14 protein-coding genes and 3 pseudogenes are annotated in these 18731 nt (G+C 71.4%); 9 read left to right on the top strand and 8 right to left on the bottom strand.

All coding sequences use genetic code 11. The annotated features are described in order from the left end of the window. The first annotated feature begins 3 nt into the window (after positions 1 to 3). From amt to ntrC, 3 genes are all read left to right on the top strand, one after another. Complete coding sequence (gene amt, locus G4Q83_RS19605) at positions 4 to 1434, top strand: ammonium transporter (RefSeq protein WP_170069188.1); 1431 nt, start codon at positions 4 to 6, stop codon at positions 1432 to 1434. 338 nt (positions 1435 to 1772) lie between these two features. Further along, positions 1773 to 2804 (top strand): two-component system sensor histidine kinase NtrB, encoded by a 1032-nt coding sequence (locus tag G4Q83_RS19600; protein ID WP_128421144.1) that lies wholly within the window; start codon positions 1773 to 1775, stop codon positions 2802 to 2804. Between the two features lie 10 nt (positions 2805 to 2814). After that, a complete protein-coding gene (gene ntrC, locus G4Q83_RS19595) occupies positions 2815 to 4239 on the top strand; it encodes a nitrogen regulation protein NR(I) (RefSeq protein WP_128421145.1) in 1425 nt (474 codons plus the stop codon). 156 nt (positions 4240 to 4395) lie between these two features. Here the strand turns inward: ntrC and G4Q83_RS19590 are convergent, their stop codons facing one another. From G4Q83_RS19590 to G4Q83_RS19570, 5 genes are all read right to left on the bottom strand, one after another. Beyond that, a complete protein-coding gene (locus tag G4Q83_RS19590) occupies positions 4396 to 6453 on the bottom strand; it encodes a glucosidase family protein (protein ID WP_128421146.1) in 2058 nt (685 codons plus the stop codon). 16 nt (positions 6454 to 6469) lie between these two features. Further along, a complete protein-coding gene (locus G4Q83_RS19585; protein WP_128421147.1) occupies positions 6470 to 8569 on the bottom strand; it encodes a TonB-dependent receptor domain-containing protein in 2100 nt (699 codons plus the stop codon). Further along, positions 8566 to 9237 carry an STN domain-containing protein gene (locus G4Q83_RS19580; protein ID WP_128421148.1) on the bottom strand — a complete coding sequence of 224 codons (672 nt, stop codon included), beginning with the start codon at positions 9235 to 9237 and terminating at the stop codon, positions 8566 to 8568. Before G4Q83_RS19580 ends, G4Q83_RS19585 begins: the two co-directional genes overlap by 4 nt. A gap of 292 nt (positions 9238 to 9529) precedes the next feature. Further along, positions 9530 to 10492, bottom strand: coding sequence for a FecR family protein (locus G4Q83_RS19575; RefSeq protein ID WP_128421149.1), 963 nt, complete (start codon positions 10490 to 10492; stop codon positions 9530 to 9532). After that, positions 10489 to 11022 carry an RNA polymerase sigma factor gene (locus tag G4Q83_RS19570; RefSeq protein WP_128421150.1) on the bottom strand — a complete coding sequence of 178 codons (534 nt, stop codon included), beginning with the start codon at positions 11020 to 11022 and terminating at the stop codon, positions 10489 to 10491. The genes G4Q83_RS19575 and G4Q83_RS19570 overlap by 4 nt, the downstream gene beginning before the upstream one ends. 150 nt (positions 11023 to 11172) lie before the next feature. On the opposite strand from G4Q83_RS19570, the gene G4Q83_RS19565 reads away from it, so the two are divergent. Together G4Q83_RS19565 and G4Q83_RS19560 are read left to right on the top strand one after the other, a co-directional pair. Next, entirely contained in the window at positions 11173 to 11766 is a 594-nt protein-coding gene (locus tag G4Q83_RS19565; RefSeq protein WP_246432175.1) for a superoxide dismutase family protein, read from the top strand. 68 nt (positions 11767 to 11834) lie between these two features. Continuing rightward, the gene (locus G4Q83_RS19560; protein ID WP_128421151.1) at positions 11835 to 12485 is read left to right on the top strand and encodes a superoxide dismutase family protein; all 651 of its coding nucleotides are present in this window, start codon (positions 11835 to 11837) and stop codon (positions 12483 to 12485) included. Between the two features lie 71 nt (positions 12486 to 12556). On the opposite strand, the pseudogene G4Q83_RS19555 reads toward G4Q83_RS19560, so the two are convergent. Both G4Q83_RS19555 and G4Q83_RS19550 read right to left on the bottom strand, forming a co-directional pair. Continuing rightward, positions 12557 to 13498 (bottom strand): annotated as a pseudogene (locus G4Q83_RS19555) (IS1595 family transposase). A gap of 74 nt (positions 13499 to 13572) precedes the next feature. Further along, positions 13573 to 13941: pseudogene (locus G4Q83_RS19550) on the bottom strand (transposase); the annotation flags it as partial. A gap of 278 nt (positions 13942 to 14219) precedes the next feature. On the opposite strand from G4Q83_RS19550, the pseudogene G4Q83_RS19545 reads away from it, so the two are divergent. After that, positions 14220 to 14534 (top strand): annotated as a pseudogene (locus G4Q83_RS19545) (GNAT family N-acetyltransferase); the annotation flags it as partial. Positions 14535 to 14623: 89 nt separating this feature from the next. Here the strand turns inward: G4Q83_RS19545 and G4Q83_RS19540 are convergent. Then, complete coding sequence (locus G4Q83_RS19540; protein ID WP_128421831.1) at positions 14624 to 15349, bottom strand: ComF family protein; 726 nt, start codon at positions 15347 to 15349, stop codon at positions 14624 to 14626. 49 nt (positions 15350 to 15398) lie between these two features. On the opposite strand from G4Q83_RS19540, the gene bioB reads away from it, so the two are divergent. The 3 genes from bioB (at position 15399) to bioH (ending at position 18605) form a co-directional block, all read left to right on the top strand. Then, positions 15399 to 16448 (top strand): biotin synthase BioB, encoded by a 1050-nt coding sequence (gene bioB, locus G4Q83_RS19535; protein ID WP_128421830.1) that lies wholly within the window; start codon positions 15399 to 15401, stop codon positions 16446 to 16448. A 112-nt stretch (positions 16449 to 16560) separates the two neighbouring features. Continuing rightward, positions 16561 to 17766, top strand: coding sequence for an 8-amino-7-oxononanoate synthase (gene bioF, locus G4Q83_RS19530; RefSeq protein WP_128421829.1), 1206 nt, complete (start codon positions 16561 to 16563; stop codon positions 17764 to 17766). 77 nt (positions 17767 to 17843) lie between these two features. Then, positions 17844 to 18605, top strand: a complete 762-nt coding sequence (gene bioH, locus G4Q83_RS19525; RefSeq protein ID WP_128421828.1) for a pimeloyl-ACP methyl ester esterase BioH — start codon at positions 17844 to 17846, stop codon at positions 18603 to 18605. The last annotated feature ends 126 nt before the right edge of the window (positions 18606 to 18731 follow it).

The raw sequence follows: 18731 nt of genomic DNA, 5'->3' as shown, positions 1-18731 counted from the left end.
TTCATGAAGACACGTCTTTTCTCCGGGTGGAAGGCCCGGTTCTACGTGGTATGCATGCTGATGCTGGTCGGCGCGATGGCGGTGGGCGTGCCTGCCACGGCCTTCGCCCAGGCCGAAGTGAGCCCGGCGCCGACCCCGGACGTGGTCACCGAACAACTGACCCCGCCGGCGCCGCCTGCCGCGGCGGCCCCCGCCGCGCCGGTCGTGGACAAGGGCGACGTCGCCTGGATGCTGACCTCCACGCTGCTGGTGCTGCTGATGGTGGTGCCGGGCCTGGCGCTGTTCTATGGCGGCATGGTGCGCGCCAAGAACGTGCTGTCGGTGCTGATCCAGGTCGGCGTGGTGTTCTCGCTGATCGCGGTGCTGTGGGTGCTGTACGGCTACAGCCTGGCATTCGCCGACGGCGGCCCGTTCGTCGGCACATTCGGCAAAGCGCTGCTGCACGGCGTGGACGCCACCACCCTGGCCGATACCTTCTCCAAAGGCTTCAAGCTGCCGGAGTACGTGTTCGTCGCCTTCCAGCTGACCTTCGCCGGGATCACCGGCGCGCTGATCGTCGGCGCCTTCGCCGAGCGCGTGAAGTTCGCCGCGGTGTTGCTGTTCGTCGTCATCTGGTTCACCTTCGGCTACCTGCCGCTGGCGCACATGGTGTGGTCGGCGCCGGGCTTCCTGTTCACCAAGGGCGCGCTGGACTTCGCGGGCGGCACCGTGGTGCACATCAATGCCGGTATCGCCGGCCTGGTCGGGTCCTACTTCGTCGGCAAGCGCATCGGCTTCGGCCAGACCGCGCTCAAGCCGCACAACGTGACCCTGACCTTCGTCGGCGCCTCGCTGCTGTGGGTGGGCTGGTTCGGCTTCAACGCCGGCTCGGCGCTGGAAGCCAACGCCACCGCGGCGCTGGCCTTCCTCAACACCTTGCTGGCCACCGCGGCCGCGGTGCTGGCCTGGTCGCTGGTCGAGAAGCTGGTCAAGGGCAAGTCCTCGGCGCTGGGCGTGGCCTCGGGCATGGTCGCCGGTCTGGTCGGCATCACCCCGGCCGCGGGCACCGTCGGTCCCTTCGGCGCGATCGCCATCGGCGTGGCGGTCGGCACGATCTGCGTGTGGGGCGTGACCGGGCTGAAGAAGCTGCTCAACGCCGACGACACGCTGGACGTGTTCGGCGTGCACGGCGTGGGCGGCATCGTCGGCGCGATCCTGACCGGCGTGTTCACCGACAAGGCCCTGGGCGGCGCCGGCTACGCCGAAGGCGTGACCATGGGCCACCAGGTGCTGGTGCAGGCCACCGGCGTGGGCGTGACCGTGGTCTGGATCGGCGTGGTCTCGGTCGTCGGCTTCCTGGTCGCCAAGCTGGTGTTCGGCCTGCGGGTGGCGGAAGACGCCGAGCGCGAGGGCCTGGACATCACCTCGCACGGCGAAGCCGCGTACGAGTCCTGAGCCTGACCGGCCCGCGACCTCGCGTCGCGGGCCGCTGCGGCAATCCCGCCCGCGTCCGGTGCCTGCCGGCCGTGGCGGTCAGAGGCCATCGCCGTCGCTCCTTGGGGCGGAACGACGGCAGTTTCCCAGCGATCGAGGTATCCCCGCGTGGCCGCTAGCCTCGCCCGACCCCCAATTCTTTTCTTCTCCGTTGCCCGCGGCGCCTCGTGCCCGCTGGCGGCGGTGGCCGCGACAGGCCGCGCCTCGGCGCCGGCCCGCGTGGCCGGCCTGTTCCGGCGTGCGTCCCACGCTGCCGGGCGTTCAACACTCCCCATCCGCCTTTGCACTACATTAGTGCAATGGGCATGACCTCGCCGCCGCTCGACGCTCTGGGCACCCCAGTGGCCTGGGCCGATGCCGACGGCCGCCTGCTCGGCGCCAATCCGGCGTTCGCGCGCTGGCTCGGGGTCAGCGTGCGGCGCCTGCTCGACCAGCCGCTGGCCTCGCTGGAGGTACAAGGCGATGCACTGGCGCGGTTCCTGCTCAACGACGGCCGCGACGTGCTGCGCCTGCACCGCATGGCGCTGGCCATTCCCGGCGAGGCGCCGCGCTTCGCCGAAGGCTGGCTGTCGCGGCTGGATGCCGACGGCTGGTTGCTGGAGGCCCACCCGGTCGATGAATTTCCCTCCCTGGACCCGGCCCAGGCGCTGCCCAACGCGCTCGGCGCGGCGCTGAAGGGGCTGGCCCACGAGCTGCGCAATCCGCTGGCCGGGCTCAAGGGCGCCGCGCAGTTGCTGGCGCGGCGCGCGCAGCACCGCGACGAGGACGAGCGCGAGCTGATCGAGCTGATCGGCGCGGAGATCGAGCGGCTTAACAGCTTGCTCGACCAGTTGCTGTCGCCGGCGCCGGCGCGGCCGCACGCCATGCTCAACATCCATGCGGTGCTGGAGCGGGTGTTGCGCCTGGCCGAGAACGAGGGCGGCTGGTCGGTGCGCCTGCAGCGCGATTACGACCCGAGCATCCCCGAATTCCTCGGCGATGCCGACCGCCTGACCCAGGCGGTGTGGAACCTGGTCCGCAACGCGATCCAGGCCGGCGCTGCGCAGGTGACCTTGCGCACCCGCGTCGAGCACGGTCAACGCATCCGCGACCGCGTGCATGCGCGCGGCCTGCGCCTGGAGATCGTCGACGACGGCCGCGGCGTGCCGGAGGAACTGGCCGAACACCTGTTTCTGCCGCTGGTCAGCGGCCGCGCCGACGGCAGCGGACTGGGCCTGGCGCTGGCGCAGCAGGTGGCGCGCGAGCACGCCGGGTCGCTGAGCTTCCGCTCCCGTCCCGGGCATACCGTCTTCACCCTGCTGCTGCCGCTGGCCGCGGTGGAACCCGCATAGGAACATCCCGATGGCTGAATCCCCGGAAGGACCGCAACGCATCTGGGTGGTCGACGACGACCGCTCGGTCCGCTTCGTGCTGTCCACCGCCTTGCGCGACGCCGGCTACAGCGTGGACGGCTTCGACAGCGCCGCCGCGGCGCTGCAGGCGCTGGCGCAGCGGCCGCTGCCGGACCTGCTGTTCACCGACGTGCGCATGCCCGGCGACGACGGCCTGGTGCTGCTGGACAAGCTCAAGGCCGCGCACCCACAGCTGCCGGTGATCGTGATGTCCGCCTACACCGATGTGGCCAGCACCGCCGGCGCGTTCCGCGGCGGCGCGCACGAGTTCCTGTCCAAGCCGTTCGACCTGGACGACGCGGTGGCGCTGGCCGCGCGCGCGCTGCCGGACACCGGCGGCGCTGCCGAGGCGGTACCGCCGGTGTCCGGCCACGGCAGCGCCGAACTGATCGGCGACACCCCGGCGATGCGCGCGCTGTTCCGCGCCATCGGCCGCCTGGCGCAGGCGCCGCTGTCGGTGCTGATCAACGGCGAGACCGGCACCGGCAAGGAGCTGGTCGCGCACGCGTTGCACACCGAGTCGCCGCGCGCGCGCAAGCCGTTCGTCGCGCTCAACACCGCGGCGATCCCGGCCGAACTGCTGGAAAGCGAACTGTTCGGCCACGAGGCCGGCGCCTTCACCAGCGCGCAGCGGCGCCACATCGGCCGTTTCGAACAGGCCGACGGCGGCACCCTGTTCCTCGATGAGATCGGCGACATGCCGCTGCCGCTGCAGACCCGGCTGCTGCGCGTGCTGGCCGAGAACGAATTCTTCCGCGTCGGCGGCCGCGAGCTGATCCGCGTCGACGTGCGAGTGATCGCCGCCACCCACCAGGACCTGGAAGCGCTGGTCGAGCAGGGCCGCTTCCGCGCCGACCTGCTGCACCGGCTGGACGTGGTGCGGCTGCAACTGCCGCCGCTGCGCGAGCGCCGCGCCGACGTGCCGCAGCTGGCCGAGAACTTCCTGGCGCTGGCCGCACGCAAGCTCGACACGCTGCCCAAACGGCTGTCGCCGGCGGCGCTGGACGCACTGCGCGGCTACGCCTGGCCGGGCAACGTGCGCGAACTGGAGAACGTGTGCTGGCGGCTGGTCGCCCTGGCTCCGGCGGAGGTCATCGACGCGCACGACGTGGACAGCGCATTGTCGCGCGGCAGCCGCCGCGAGCGCAGCGGCGAAGGCGGCGAATGGGATGCGCAGTTGTCGGCCTGGGCGCAGCAACGCCTGGCCGATGGCGCCGAGGGCCTGCATGCGGAAGCGCGCCACCGCTTCGACAAGGCGCTGCTGGAAGTGGCGCTGCGCTTCACCCAGGGCCGCCGCGCCGAAGCCGCCGCGCGCCTGGGCGTGGGCCGCAACACGGTCACCCGCAAACTCGGTCCGGGCCGGCGCCGGCGCTGAAGCCCGGTCGGGACTCGGGACTGGGGACTCGGAACAGCCGATTCCATCGCGCTGGCAGGAAGGCCAGCGCGGGATGCGTGCTGCGGCACGGCCTCAAAAGCCATCGCGGTGACGCGCATCGCGGATACGCTTATCCCGAATCCCGAATTCCGATCGCTACGGCGCCGGTGGCCGCAGCGCCAGGAACACCGTGCTCCACAACTGCGCGGCATTGGATTCGTCCGCGTCGCCGTGCGCCTGGCCGAACGCGCGCACCGCGTAGCGGCCATCGGCATAGGTCCACGTCCACAGCTCCGAGGTGCGCACCGCATGCGCCGCATCGATCGCCGTCCACAGCCGCTGGCGTGCGTCCAGCAGGCGCGTGCGGGTGGCCGCCGGCAGGTCGGGGCGCTGCAACTGGCGCTCCAGGCCCGCGGCCAGCACCGCCTGCTGCCACGACCAGACCACGGTGCCGTGATACGCGTCGGCACCAAACTGCGGCTGCAGCGCCGGGGCATAGGCGGGATTGGCGACCAGCAGCCCGATGTCGGTCATCAACCCTGCCGGGAACGGGCGCAGCAGCGTGGCCACCAACGCGTCGAGCTCGGCCGCCGAAGGGTCCAGCATCAGCAGCGCGAAGCCGCCGTCCGAATGCAGCACCGGCAACGGCCGCCCGTCGGCGTCCAGCGCCAGCGCGGCGAAGCGCAGCGGCGTGCGCGGCAAGGCCGCCAGCGCCGGCGCCGGATCCACGCCGGCCACGCGCGCGTAGTCGCCGACCGCGGCGCGCGCCTGCGCGGGCGGGCGTTCGACCGCGAACAGGACCGGCGCATGCCGCTGCCAGCGTTCGGCGAAGCCCGCGGCGCGCTGCAGGCGCTGCGCCTGCTCGGCGCCCAGGTAGGGCCGCAACAGGCCCTGCGCCTGCAGCCGCGCGATCGCCCGTAGCGCCGCCGGCACGAACACCGCGTTGACGTCGTAGGCATAGCGGCCGCCGCCCAGCCCGTGTTCGCTGTCGCGCCACTGCCCGGCGTCGTGGCCAGGCTGCAGGGCGATCAGTCGGTCCCAGCGCGGCGTCTCGGCGAACGCCGCGCTGCGTTCCACCACCCACGACAGGTTGCGCGCCAGCGCCGCGCCGTAGGACTCGCCGGCGGGCGTGGTGCGGGCCAGGAACGCGGCGGCGCGTGCGCGGCCATCGGCACTGTCCAGCAGCCACGCGGCCGCCACCGGCGCCAGCATGAAGTCGTCGTCGACCATGCCGTAGTCGTAGAGCGGCGTGGCATCGTCGCGCCCGTCGCGCTGCCGATGGCGCAGCACCGCGAATTCGCCGATGGCCTCCTCGTGCGCGACCTCGCCGTCGCCGTCCAGCCGCGCCAGCACCGCGCCCAGCCCGGCCTCCACCGCGTCCGGCGCCAGCGCCGGCAGCAGCAGCTGCAGCGACATCAGCGTGTCGCGGCCGAAATAGGTGTCGAAGCGCCAGGAGCCGGCCAGCAGCTTCTCGCGGTAGCTCAGGAAGGACAGCGCCTGGCGGCTGCGCGGATCGCTGCCGGCGCCCGCTGCGAACAGCTGCGCCGCGTCCAGCGGGGTCAGCGGCGTCTCTCCGGTCAGCGCGCTGAAGCGCACCCGCAACGGCTTGCCCGGCGGCGCATGCAGCACGACCGGCTGGCCGGCGGGCGCGTCGATGCGGCCGTCGAGCACCTCCAGTTCCAGCGCATAGCCGGGTGCGCCGTCGAGCCGGTCGCGCGCCCAGCGCAGGCGCCGGCCGTCGCGCAGCGGCGCGGCAGCCACCGCGTCCGGGCGCTTGCCCAGCGCCTGGAAGTCGCGCAGCACGCGGACGCTGCCCAGCACCGCCTCGCGCACCGTGAGCGTGGCCGCGTCGCTGCTGGCCTCCAGCGCGACGCCGCGCAAGGTGCGCCCGCGCGCGTCGGCGCGGACCAGTTCGCGCAGCTCGCTCTGGGCCTGCCACTGCACCGGCGTGGCGCTGGCCTCGAACCACAGCCCCGCGCCGCTGTTGCCGGCCGGGAACGCGGCCAGCAGCCGCGGTTGCGTGCCGGAGGTCAGCAGCGCATGCGCGGCGACCGGCCCGTGCCGGTAGAACAGGTTGTCGTTGTGGCCTTCGCGGATCTGGAAGCGCAGGATGTCGCTGGTGTCGCTGGCGGCCTGCACGGCGAGCGCAGGCCCGGCCGACGCCACGGACAGCGACAGCACGGCGGCGGCCACGCAGCGGAAAAGGACAGGCATGGACGCGGCTCCTCGCTCAGAAATCGTAGGTCAGGCTCAGCAGCAGGTTGCGGCCCAGGATCGGCCGCGCGTAGAACGCCCCGGACACGCCGCTGTTCTCGGCGAATCCCGAGCGCGGATTGCCTTCGGTCAGGCCGACTTCGTCGGTCAGGTTGTCCAGGTTGGCCTGCAACTGCCATTTCGGCGCGAGCCGGTACATCACGCCCGCGCTCCACACGCCGTAGCTCGGCAATTCCAGGCTGTTGGCGATGTCCGAATACATCTTGTCCAGGTAGTGGTAGGACACATAGACCTCGCCGCGCCCGTCCGGCAGCAGCAGACTCGGGGTCACGGTGACGTTGACCGGCGGCGTGCGCTCGGGCTTGTTGCCGTCGAACAGCCGCGCCAAGCCGGTGCCCTGGTCTTCGTTGACCTGGACCTTGGAGCGTTGCACCACGCCGGTGGCCTGCAGCTGGAAATAGCGCGCCGGCTTCCACAGCACGTCGAACTCCACGCCGTTGGAGACGATGTCCGAATAGAAGCGCACCTCGGTCGCCGCGCCCGGCGGCAGGCGCGAGAACAGGAAATCCTTGTAGGTGGTGCGGAAACCGGTCAGCGAGGCGGTCAGCGCGCGGCTCTGGTAGCGCAGGCCGACCTCGCCGAAGTCGATCTTGACCGGATCGAAGCGGCCGTTGGCCTGGAAGCCGCGCGCATAGCGCGCATACAGCGCGACGTTGTCGCTGAGCAGGTAGGTGCCGCCCAGCGTGGCCGCGGTCTCGGTGAAGCCGCTGTCGTAGTGGGTGTAGCGGCCGGTGAACGCGCCGCCGCCGAACTGCGCCAGGTAGTTGTTGGCGATGACGTCGTCGACGTCGTTGCCGTTGGCGTCGAACGCGCCTTCGATCGGCTGCATCGGCGTGGAGATGCCCTCGGAGAAGTCGATGTCGTAGCGCTCCACGCGCACGCCGCCGTCGATGCGCAGGCGCTCGGTGGCCTGGAACTCATCGTTGAGATACAGCGAGAACGAATCGGCGCTGTAGCGGTTGTTGCTGTCGCCCCAGTTGCTGTAGTTGAGCAGACCGCCCTCGGTCAGCGAACCGACCACGTTGCCGGCCGCGTCGAGCGCGACGATGTCCATGCGGTCGGGCTGGTTGCGCACCTCGCTGACGAAGGTCGAGGCGCCCATGTTGGAATCGTGCACCCGGCTGTGGACATACAGCAGGCCGGCGGTGAAGCTGTTGCGCTCGTCGTGCCAGGTCAGGCTGGCGTCGTTGACGAACTCCTCCACGTCGCGGCGGTTGTCGCCGGTGATGCTGTGGGTGACCAGGCCGTTGCCGTTGAGCGCGTTCAACGCGCCGGCGCCGGCGATCACCTCGCCGTTGCGGACGCGGCGCAGCCCGGCCGTCACCGCGCCCTGCGCGGCGAAACGGTCCAGCAGCACGCCGATGTCGCCGAAATTGGCGCGGTCCAGGCGGTAGGTGGCCGGCACCAGCGAGGCGTTGTCGGAACTGAACACCGAATTGAAGTCGCTCTTGAAGTCGGTGTAGCGGCCCTTGGAGCGGAAGCTCAGGCGGTCGTTGATGTCGTATTCGAAGTGGTAGCCGGGCGCGACCGCCGTGGCATGCACGCCGTCGCGCAGGTCGTGGCGCTGCCAGCTGCGCCCGGACGCCGGCGCGGTGCGCACGTCCATCACCGCGTTGTCGCGGCTGAGCATGGTGCCGGTGGTGGCATCCAGGCCGGGCACGCCGCGCGCATCGTCCGCGTCCCGCAGCGGGATCGGCAGCTGGAAGGTGTTGTGGTCGTCGACCAGCTTGAGGTTGAAGCCGAATTCGCCGCGCTCGAAGATGCGCCCGATCGCGGCGCGGAAGATGCCGCCGTGGTCGCCGGTGAAGCCGGGATCGCGCACCCCGTCGGACTGGCGGTAGAAACCGCCGACGCTGTACTGCCAGTTGGCGTCGATCGGCCCGCCCTGCCACAGGTCGATGCGGCGCGTGCCGAAGTCGGAGGTGGTCAGGCGCAGCGTGCCTTCCGGCTCGGCGCCGGGCTTGCGGGTCAGGAAGTTGACCGTGGCACCGGCGCCGTTGACGGTGAGGATGCCGGAGGTGCCGCCGCGCACCGCCTCCATGCGGTCGATGCTCACCTCCTGCTTGAAATCGTGTCGGCCAGTGCGTTGGTGTAGAACACCGGCAGCCCGTCCTCGGACAGTTGCACGAACTGCTGGCTGCCGCCGGGCATGCCGCGCACCGAGAAGTTGTTGGAGATCTCGCCGCCGGAGGCTTCCACGAACATGCCCGGGATCAGCTCCAGCGCCTGCGCGGTGCTGCGCGGCGCCTTGCGTTCCAGCGCCTGCTGGTCGGCCACGGTGATCGCCGAGGACGACTGCAGCACGGTTCGGTGCGCGGCGGTGGTGCCGGTGACGATCACCGCGTCCAGGGTCTGCGCGCCACCGCTGGCCGGCGGCGCCTCGATCGCCAGCACCGCGTTGCCGGCCGCGCGCACCGTCAGCCCGGTCCCGGCCAGCAGCAGGTCCAGGCCCTCCTCGGCGCCGTAGCTGCCGCTGAGCGCGCTGCTGCGCTTGCCGACGACCACCGTCCGCTCGTAGGCCAGCTGTTGCTGCGAGAGACGGCCGAAGGCGGCCAGCGCCGCGGCCAGGTCCTGCGCCGGGATGTCGAAGGCGATACGCGCCGCGGCCGGCGTCGGTGGCGGCATCTGCGCCAGCGCCGGCGCGCACAGCGCCAGGGCCAGGCCGAATTGCAGGCAGGCGTGCACGGCCTGGCAAAGCGAACGGGAACGCAACGGCAGCGACATGACGGGTTCTCTCCTCATGGCAGGGATGGCGCCGCAGGCATGGCGACGCTCTCGTTGGGAAGAACACGCACCAGTGGCACAAACCCACACTTGCGGGGACTTGGGACACGGGACTTGGGACTCGGACTCGAGAACCGCGACCAAGGCGTGGACGCGGCACCGCAGTTGGCGCGCGGCATGGCCGATGTGGCACGGATGTCGTGCCATCGGAATGCATCGCCGTGCCGTCCGTGGACGGATCGCATCCACCGGATGGCTCTTCTGCGAGTCCCGAGTCCCGAGTCCCGGCCGCTCAGCGCGCCTCGAGCACGATCGCCTCGGCGCCGCGCGCCTGCGCGCGCAACGGCAGCACCGCCGTCACCCCGGACACGAACGCGGCACTGTCGCCGGCCTTGAACATGCCGCTGATCCGCAATTGCCCGGCGGCGCGATCGCCCAGTTCCAGCCGTACCGGGCCGTAGCGGTTCACCCGCGCCAGCGCGGTGGCCAGCGGCTCGTCGTCGAACAGCAGCAGCCCGCTGCGCCAGACCTGGTCCTGCACCGGGTCCACGCGCACCACGCGCGCGCGCGCCGCGCCGGGTGCTGGCGAGGTCCAGGCCTGGCCGGCGGCCAGCCGCTGCGGCGCCGGCGCGGCCGCCGCCGCGGCGCGGGCCTGGTTCTCGATGCGGACGCTGCCCTCGTACAGCACCACCCGCACTTGGTCGCTGACCCGTTCGACGCTGAACACGGTGCCGGTGGCGACCACCCGGCTGGCGCCGGCCTCGACCACGAATGGGCGCTGGTGCTGCTTGGCCACGGTGAACGCGGCGCGGCCGCGGCGCAGCCGCAATTCGCGCAGTCGGCCGCTGTAGCGCACCTCCACGCGGCTGTCGGCGTCCAGCGCCACCTCCGAACCGTCGTCCAGCACGATCTGGCGCTGCTGTCCCAGCCCGGTCCGGTACGTGGTCGGCGCCAGCATCCACCAACTGCCCGCCGCCGCCAGCGCCAGTCCCGCCACCGCCGCCCAGACGGCGCCCGGCCGCCGCGCGCGCTGCGCATCGGCGCGCGCGGCACGGCGCAGCGCCTGCACGCGCGGGTGCGCGGCGGCGGTGCCGGTCATCTCCCAGGCCCGCTGCGCGCGTTCGAACAGGCGCCGATGCGCGGCGTCCTCCTGCAGCCAGCGCTGCAGCGCCTGCCGCTGCGCCGGCGCCAGCTCGCCGGCGGCCAGCAGCAGGCACCAGCGCGCGGCGGCTTCGGCACTGCGTTCGCCGCTCATGGCGGCTTCTCCATCAGCTCGGCCAATTCGGTCATCGCGCGCAGCAAATGCTTCTGCACCGCGCTGACCGAGATGCCGTAGCAGTGGGCGATCTGCGCCTGGCTCATGTTCTCCAGGCGGAACTGCAAGAAGACGGCGCGCGTGCGCGGCGGCAGCCGTTCCAGCGCATCTGCGACCTCGTCCAGCGCCTGGCGTCCGGCCAGCACCCGCGGCGGATCCAGCGTCTCGACCTGATGGTCGGCCACCGCGTCCTGCCGTTGCCGGTGCAGGGTGCGCACCTTCTCGCGGCGCGCGCGGTCGCGCAGCAGGTTGGCGGCGCTGCGGAACAGGTAGCCGTCGTCGCAGACCACGCCCGGCGAGGCGGCGAGGTTGACGAACACCTGATGGGTCAGGTCCTCCGCCTCGCTCGGATCGGCCACACGGCGGCGGAAGAACGACATCAGCGCCGGGCGGCAGCGTTGGTACAGCGCGGTCAGGGACCCGCCCTGCCAGCCGGCCGCCAGTGGGGTACGCAGTTTCCGGATCGTCATGGCGCCGGGACTATAGGCGCCGGGACGGCGCGAGGCTTGACACATTGCAGCAAAGCGAATGCGGACATGGCGGTTTAGACTTGCCGCCGGCCTTCATGAGACGTGAACGCCCACCCCTCTAGTTTTCCGCTGCACAAGGAGCCAAAGCCGATGCGTCACGGGTTGCATGCCAGCGTGGGGAGCCTGTTGCTGATCTTGGCCGGCTGCAGCACTGCGCCGCCCGCGGCGCCGCCGCCGCCGCCGCCGCCGCCGCCGCCGCAAGCGTCGCCGATGCCTGCGAACGGAACCGCGCAGCAAGCGCAGGCGATACTCGCGCCGGCCTCGGGCAGCCTGGTCAGCGGCAAGCTGTCGCTGGTCCCGGCGCTCGGCGGGGTGCGCATCACCGGCACGCTCGGCGGGCTGCAGCCGAACCGGACGTTCGCGTTCCACGTGCACGAACGCGGCGATTGCAGCGCTGCCGACGCCAGCAGCGCCGGCGGCCACTTCAACCCGCTGGGCGCCCCGCACGGCCGCGCCGGCAGCGGCCCGCACCATGCCGGCGACATGGACAACCTCGCCGCCAATGCTGACGGCATCGCCCGCGTGGACGTGCTGTTGCATGGCGTGGTGCTGGGCGGCGGCGCGGCCAACGACATCGCCGGCCGCGCGCTGGTCGTGCATGCCGATGCCGACGACTACCGCAGCCAGCCGGCCGGCAACGCCGGCGCGCGCGTGGCCTGCGGCGTGATCGGCGTGCTGCGCTAACCGAACATCCGTCCGGGCTTGCCCGAGGCGACCTTCCGCGCTCCGCGGCCCCCTGCTAGGAGAACCACATGCGTACGCTTCCCACCGCCCTGTTCCTGGCCACGACTCTCGCGCTCGGCGCCTGCAAGCGTGAAGAGCCTGCCGCCGACACCGCGCCCACCACGCCGGCGCCGGCCGCCGAGCCGACGCCGGGCACACCGCCGCCCAGCGCCGCCGCTGCCGACACCCAGGCTGCCGCCAGCGCCAGCGCCGCACTGAGCCCGACCCAGGGCAACCAGGTTGCAGGCGAGGTCAAGTTCGCCGTCGTCGACGGCGCCGTGCATGTCGCCGGAATCGTCACCGGGCTCAAACCCAACAGCGAGCACGGCTTCCACATCCACGAGTTCGGCGACTGCAGCGCACCCGACGGCAGCAGCGCCGGCGGCCACTTCAACCCCGCCAAGTCCGACCATGGCCAAGTCAGCGCCGACCCGCACCATGGTGGCGACATGCCGAATCTGAAGGCCGACGCCGAGGGCAAGGCCACGATCGACGCACCGGTGTCCAACAACGTCAACATCGGCAAGGGCGACGGCTTCGACATCCTCAACCATGCGGTGATCGTCCACGCCGACCCCGACGACTACAAGACCCAGCCCACCGGCAACGCCGGCGCTCGCCTGGCCTGCGGCGTCATCAAGGGCAATGCTGCCACCGCAACGCCACTTGCCGCGCAGTAAAGGCAACACATCCGGCGCCCGCGGGTACGAGCCGGCGGCTGTCCTAGTCAAGATGTTCCTGATTCCCCACATCATGCATCCGGCGTTGCCCTTGGATACGGCAGCGGTGGCGTAGGCCTCGCCGCGAAGATCCATCGCCGCACCATGGCGGCCAAGTCCAAGGGCCGGTTGAAGCGGCAGCACAATTCGGACAGGCAGCGCTGCAGGTCCTTGGGCCGCCGTGCATGATAGGTGCCATGCAAGGCGCTTTTGACGTTGCCCAGCTAAGGTATTGACCCAGGCCAAGGCCGGCTCGGTCGGCCCCCCGCTGCCGGTGACGATGGCCGTGCGCAGGCAGCCGGCCTGGGTAATCGCCGCAACGCTGCGCAGCCGGTCGGACGCCCCGCGGCTACCGGGCAGCAGCGCGCGATTGGCCCAAGCGGCCAGGTGGGTTGTGCGGAAACCGGCCAGCCGGTCCATGCGCATGGCGATCGGATGGCCTTCAGGGCTGCACTGCACGGCCGCCACGAAGGGCGTCTTGCCCGGACTGGCCCGGCCGCGGCCCTGTCCGCGACGCTCGCCGCCCCGGTAGGCGTGGTGCAACCGGATATCGCCTTGCAAGGGCCGGTCGGCATCGCGCTCGACCATAGACCTGCATCAGGTTGTGCTTGAGCAACCAGGCGGTGTTGTCGCCGCCGCCCAGTTGCCGGCGCAAGGCCAGGGCCGAGAGGCCCTTCTTGTGCTGGGCGAGCAGGGACATGGCCAAGAATCAGGTCCGCGGCGGCAGTTTGGCGTCGGCCAGTACCGTGCCAGGGGGGGAGCGAGGTCGGGTGCTTGCCGCGATGGCGCTGGAACACATCGCGGCCATGCCGGCGGCAATGACGGCGATGCCCGCAGGCAGGGCAGACCAGCCCCTGGGGCCATCGTTGCGCGAACAATGCCTGTCGGCATGGCGCCTGCTGGCCGTAGCGCTCCAGAAACGCCGGCAGACTCAGGCCCGCCTGGAACCGGATCAGGTGCTTTTTCCTCCCCATGGCGCCGGCCTGTTGTGGATCAGACAGATGCAGCTTTGCAGACGCCTGGATCAAGGGATGCGACTGGTGGGGAATCAAAGTCTTTTGAGCAGTACTGCCGGGAAAGCAAGATGGACGAACTGCAAGCTGGCGTTGCGTCTGCGCTCGCAGTTCTTCCACAGCCTTCGGTTTTTCTCTGGCCATGCAAAGCTGCGCTCGACGATCCAGCGCTTGGGCATCACCTTGAAGGCATGCAGTTCGTTGCGCTTTGCGATCTGCACTTCGACTTTCCTGCCAAACATCTCGCGCACTGCCCGTGCAAACGGAGCTCGGACATGGCCGCCATCGCAGAGCAGGTCTTCTACGCGCTTCAACCTCCGCTTGCTGCCCTGGAGCGCCGGCAGCGCACCCTTGCGATCGGTCGCCTCTGCCGTCGTCACCGCGATGGCATGCGGCAATCCTTCAGGCAACGCGCGGATCTGCTCGAACGGCTCGCCGCTGATGCCACTGGGATAACGGGCTCTGCTCTCCATAGGATCGGATAAGTCGAGCAGACTTTGAACAGGCTCTTATGCTCCGCCAATGCCGATCCGCATCCACAATGTTGGAACCTTCCGACGCGGATGCGCTTGCATCGCTGTTCCAGGCATCGGTCCGCGAAGCCGGCATCGGCGACTAGTGTCCCGAGCAAGTTGCCGCGTGGAGCCCGTCGACGCCCGATCCCGACGGGTATCGACGGTGCGCCGAGACGCGGACGCTCTTGCTCGCAACGGACGCGCAGGGTGTGGTCGTCGACTATGGCGACCGGCAGCCTGACGGTCACATCGACCATCTTTATTGCCACCCGGAGATGGTGGGGACTGGCGTGGGCTCAGCGATCTACGCCGAAATGGAAACCATCGCCCGCGCCGCGGGCATCGCCGTTCTGTTTGTCGAGGCGAGCGAGGGCGCACGGCGCCGGGTTGAGCGTCGCGGCTTCACGATGGACGCTCGTAACGACTTCTCCATCAATGGCGTCGCGAGCCACAACTACCGCATGTCGAAACGGATTGCCTGACGCCCGCGCCGGCTGTCGGGGATGGTCCTGCACCGCGCCGACCTCATCGCGCGATCGACGCGAAACGTCCCACGGACGGCGCGGACGCGTCACGGCACCCGCGCCACCACCCACGCGTCGATCCTGCCCACGCCGGCGCGGCGCAGCGCCTGCGCCGCGGCGTGCAGGGTCGCGCCGGTGGTCATCACGTCGTCGACCAGCGCCACGTGCGGCGGCAGCGGTGCCTGCACCGCGAACGCGTGACGCAGGTTGCGGCGGCGCGCGCGCGCATCGAGTTCGGACTGCGGTGCCGTCGCGCGCACGCGGTGCAGGCCGTCGCACAGCGGCAGGCCCAATCCGCGCGCCAGCGGCCGCGCCAGTTCCAGTGCCTGGTCGTAGCCGCGCCGGCGCAACCGCGCGCGATGCAGCGGCACCGGCAGCAGCGCCTGCGGGCGCGGCAACGCCGCGCAGCGCGCTTGCAGCAATGCCGCCAGCAGGCGCCCGGCGGCCAGGTCCTGGTGGAACTTGAAACGGCGCAGCAGGCCGTCGACCGGCGCAGCATAGACGCAGGCGCTGGCGACCAGGGCCAGCGGCGGCGGGGTGCGCTGGCACGCGCCGCAGATCCGCGCGGCGTCCGCCGCGGGCAGCGGCAACGCGCACGCCAGACAGGCGCGGCCGTTCCAGGGCAGCGCGTCGCGGCAAGCCGCGCACAGGTCCAGCCCGGCGACGCCGGGTTCGCTGCAAATCAGGCAACGCTCCGGCAGCACCCAGCGCTGCAGCCGCCGCCAGCATCCGTCAACCAGATGGCGTTGCGCAACGTTGACAGGGATCTCCATGCTCACCAGACTGCGCGCTTTCCCAGCCGCCTACCGTCAGGAAACTCCCATGTCCGCTGTCGTCCGACACGACTGGCAACGCCAGGACTTGCTCGCACTGTTCGCTCTGCCGTTCCCCGAACTGCTGCACCGCGCCGCCGCGGTCCACCGCGCGCACTTCGACCCTGCGCAGGTGCAGGTCTCCACGCTACTGTCGGTCAAGACCGGCGGCTGCCCGGAGGATTGCGCATACTGCCCGCAGGCGCAGCGCTACGACACCGGGGTGGACGCGCAGAAGCTGATGAGCACCGAGGCGGTGCTGGCCAAGGCGCGCCAGGCCAGGGCGGCCGGTGCCTCGCGATTCTGCATGGGCGCGGCGTGGCGCTCGCCCAAGGACCGCGACATCCCCAAGGTCGCGGCGATGATCCGCGAAGTGAAGGCGCTGGGCCTGGAGACCTGCGCCACCCTGGGCATGCTCGACGGCAGGCAGGCGCAAGCGCTGAAGGCGGCCGGTCTGGACTACTACAACCACAATCTCGACACCGCGCCGGACTTCTACGACACGGTCATCCATACCCGCCAGTACCAGGACCGCCTGGACACGCTCGCCCACGTGCGCGACGCCGGCCTGAAGACCTGCTGCGGCGGCATCGTCGGCATGGGCGAATCGCGCGAGCAGCGCGCCGGCCTGCTGCAGGCGCTGGCCAACCTGCCCGTGCACCCGGACTCGGTGCCGATCAACCGCCTGGTGCAGGTCGCCGGCACCCCGCTGCACGGCACGGTGGAACTGGACCCGTTCGAGTTCGTGCGCACCATCGCCGTGGCCCGCATCGCGATGCCGCACGCGATGGTGCGGCTGTCGGCCGGCCGCGAGAGCATGAGCGACGAGCTGCAGGCGCTGTGCTTCTGCGCCGGCGCCAACTCGATCTTCTATGGCGAGAAGCTGCTGACCACCGGCAACCCGGATACCGCGCGCGACCAGGCGCTGTTCGCGCGGCTGGGGCTGCGGCCGATGCAGGTACACGTGGACGCCGACGCGCACGACCATCCCGGCACCGTGCATGCGGACATCGCCGCACCGGCGCCGGGCCGGCCGGCGATCGCCGCGGCCCTGGTCTGACCCGCAGCCGCGGCCGCGCGTCCGTCCGCCGGAGCGGCCGTCCATCGCCAGCGGCGTCCGCCACGGCCGGCGACGCGCTACGCTAACCGGCCAGTCCCATGCCCCGCCGCCCATGGCCCGTCCCGATCTGCACGACCGCATCCAGTCCTTGCGTACGCAGCGCGAGGCGCAGGGCCGCATCCGCGTGCGCCGCAGCGCAAGCCGCCGCGACGGCGTGCGCCTGGAACTGGACGGGCGCTGGCTGACCGGTTTCTGCAGCAACGACTACCTGGGCCTGGCGCAGCAGTTCGAAGTGCTCGCCGCGCTGCAGGACGCCGCCGCGCGCGAAGGCGTCGGCGCTGCCGCCTCGCACCTGGTCTGCGGCCACCACGCCTTGCACGACAGCCTGGAACGCGAGGTCGCCGACTGGCTCGGCTATCCGCGCGCATTGCTGTTCGGCAGCGGTTTCCTCGCCAACCTGGCGGTGCAGCAGGCGCTGCTGACCGAAGAGGACGACCTGTGCGTGCAGGACCGGCTCAACCACGCCAGCCTGCTCGATGCCACCCGCCTGGCCGGCTGCCGCCTGCGCCGCTATCCACACCTGGATGCCGAGGGTGCGATGCGCCAGCTCAAGCACGCCACCGACGGCGCCGCGATGCTGGTCACCGACGGCGTGTTCAGCATGGATGGCGACATCGCCCCGCTGCGCTCGCTGACCCTGGTGGCGCGCATGCAGCAGGCGCTGATGTACGTGGACGACGCGCACGGCGTCGGCGTGCTCGGCCCGCATGGCCGCGGCTGCGTGGCCGAGGCCGGGCTTGGCGCGGCCGACGTGCCGCTGCAGCTGGTCACGCTGGGCAAGGCGCTAGGCGGCTACGGCGCGCTGGTGGTCGGCGACGACACGCTGATCCGGCACCTGGCCGAGACCGCGCGTCCTTATCTCTACACCACCGCGCTGCCGCCGGCGCAGGCCGCCGCCTCGCTGGCCGCGGTGAAGCTGGCACGGCGCGACCAGTGGCGGCGCGAGCGCCTGGCCGAGGCGATCGCGGCGTTCCGCGGTGGCGCGCGCCGCCACGGCCTGGAACTGATGGCCTCGGACACGCCGATCCAACCGCTGCTGTGCGGCGACGAGGCCAGCGCGCTGGCGCTGTCGGCGGCGCTGGAACAGGCCGGCTTCCTGGTCTCGGCGATCCGCCCGCCGACCGTGCCCGAAGGCAAGTCGCGGCTGCGGGTGACGCTGTCGGCGCTGCATACGCCCGCGCAGGTGCAGGCGCTGCTGGACGCGCTGGCGCTGGCGCGCGACCGCCTGGCGGTACACTCGGCCGGCCTGCCGGCGTGAGCGACCGCGCGCTGCGGTGCACGCTGCACTGAGCGTGCCGGCGCGCTTCCTTCCTTTCCTTCGGCACCCGATCGACGATGCATATCGACACAGTGGGGGACGGCCCCAATCTGGTCCTCGTGCACGGCTGGGCGCTGCACGGCGGCATCTTCGCGCCGCTGGTCGAGCGCCTGGCGGCGCAGTACCGCATGCATCTGGTGGACTTGCCGGGGCACGGCCACAGCCGCGGCGACGACACGCCGCTGGCGCTGCCGCACGTGGTCGCCGCGATCGCCGCGGCGACACCACCGGCGGTGTGGTTGGGCTGGTCGCTGGGCGGGCTGTTCGCGCTGCATGCCGCGGCGACCCAGCCACAGGTGCGCGGCCTGGCGATGCTCTCGGCGACGCCGCGCTTCGTGCGCGGCAGCCACTGGCCGCATGCGGTGGAGCCGCAGGTGTTCGCGCAGTTCGGCCGCGATCTGGCCGCGGACTACCGCGGCACGCTGGATCGGTTCCTGACCCTGGACACGCTGGGTTCGGCGCATGCGCGCGCCGAACTGGGCACGCTGCGCGAAACGCTGTACGCGCGCGGCGAACCCAGTCCGCAGGCACTGCAAGACGGGCTGGTGCTGCTCGAACGCACCGACCTGCGCCGCGCGTTGCCGGGCCTGCGCGTCCCCAGCCTCTGGCTCAGCGGCCAGCGCGATCGGCTGGTCGCGGCGGCCGGCATGCGCGACGCCGCGGCGCTGGCCCCGCATGCGCAGGCGCTGAGCATCGCCGGCGGCGGCCACGCACCGTTCCTCGGCCATGCCGATGAGGTGGCAGAGGCGTTGCGCGGGTTCCTCATCGGCTTGGGTTAGCGCACTACAGACATAGGCAAAACCCGCAGTTGAAACCGCCAAGCGACGTCGACCGTTTAGCGCCAGAGGGCAGACTCAACTTGCAAGTGCAGCACCCAACTGAATGCAAGGTGTTGCGATGGGCAA

Source organism: Xanthomonas theicola, assembly GCF_014236795.1.
GTDB lineage: Bacteria > Pseudomonadota > Gammaproteobacteria > Xanthomonadales > Xanthomonadaceae > Xanthomonas_A > Xanthomonas_A theicola.
Note: the sequence above shows the minus strand (reverse complement) of the source record. Positions and strands in the feature narration are given on the sequence as shown.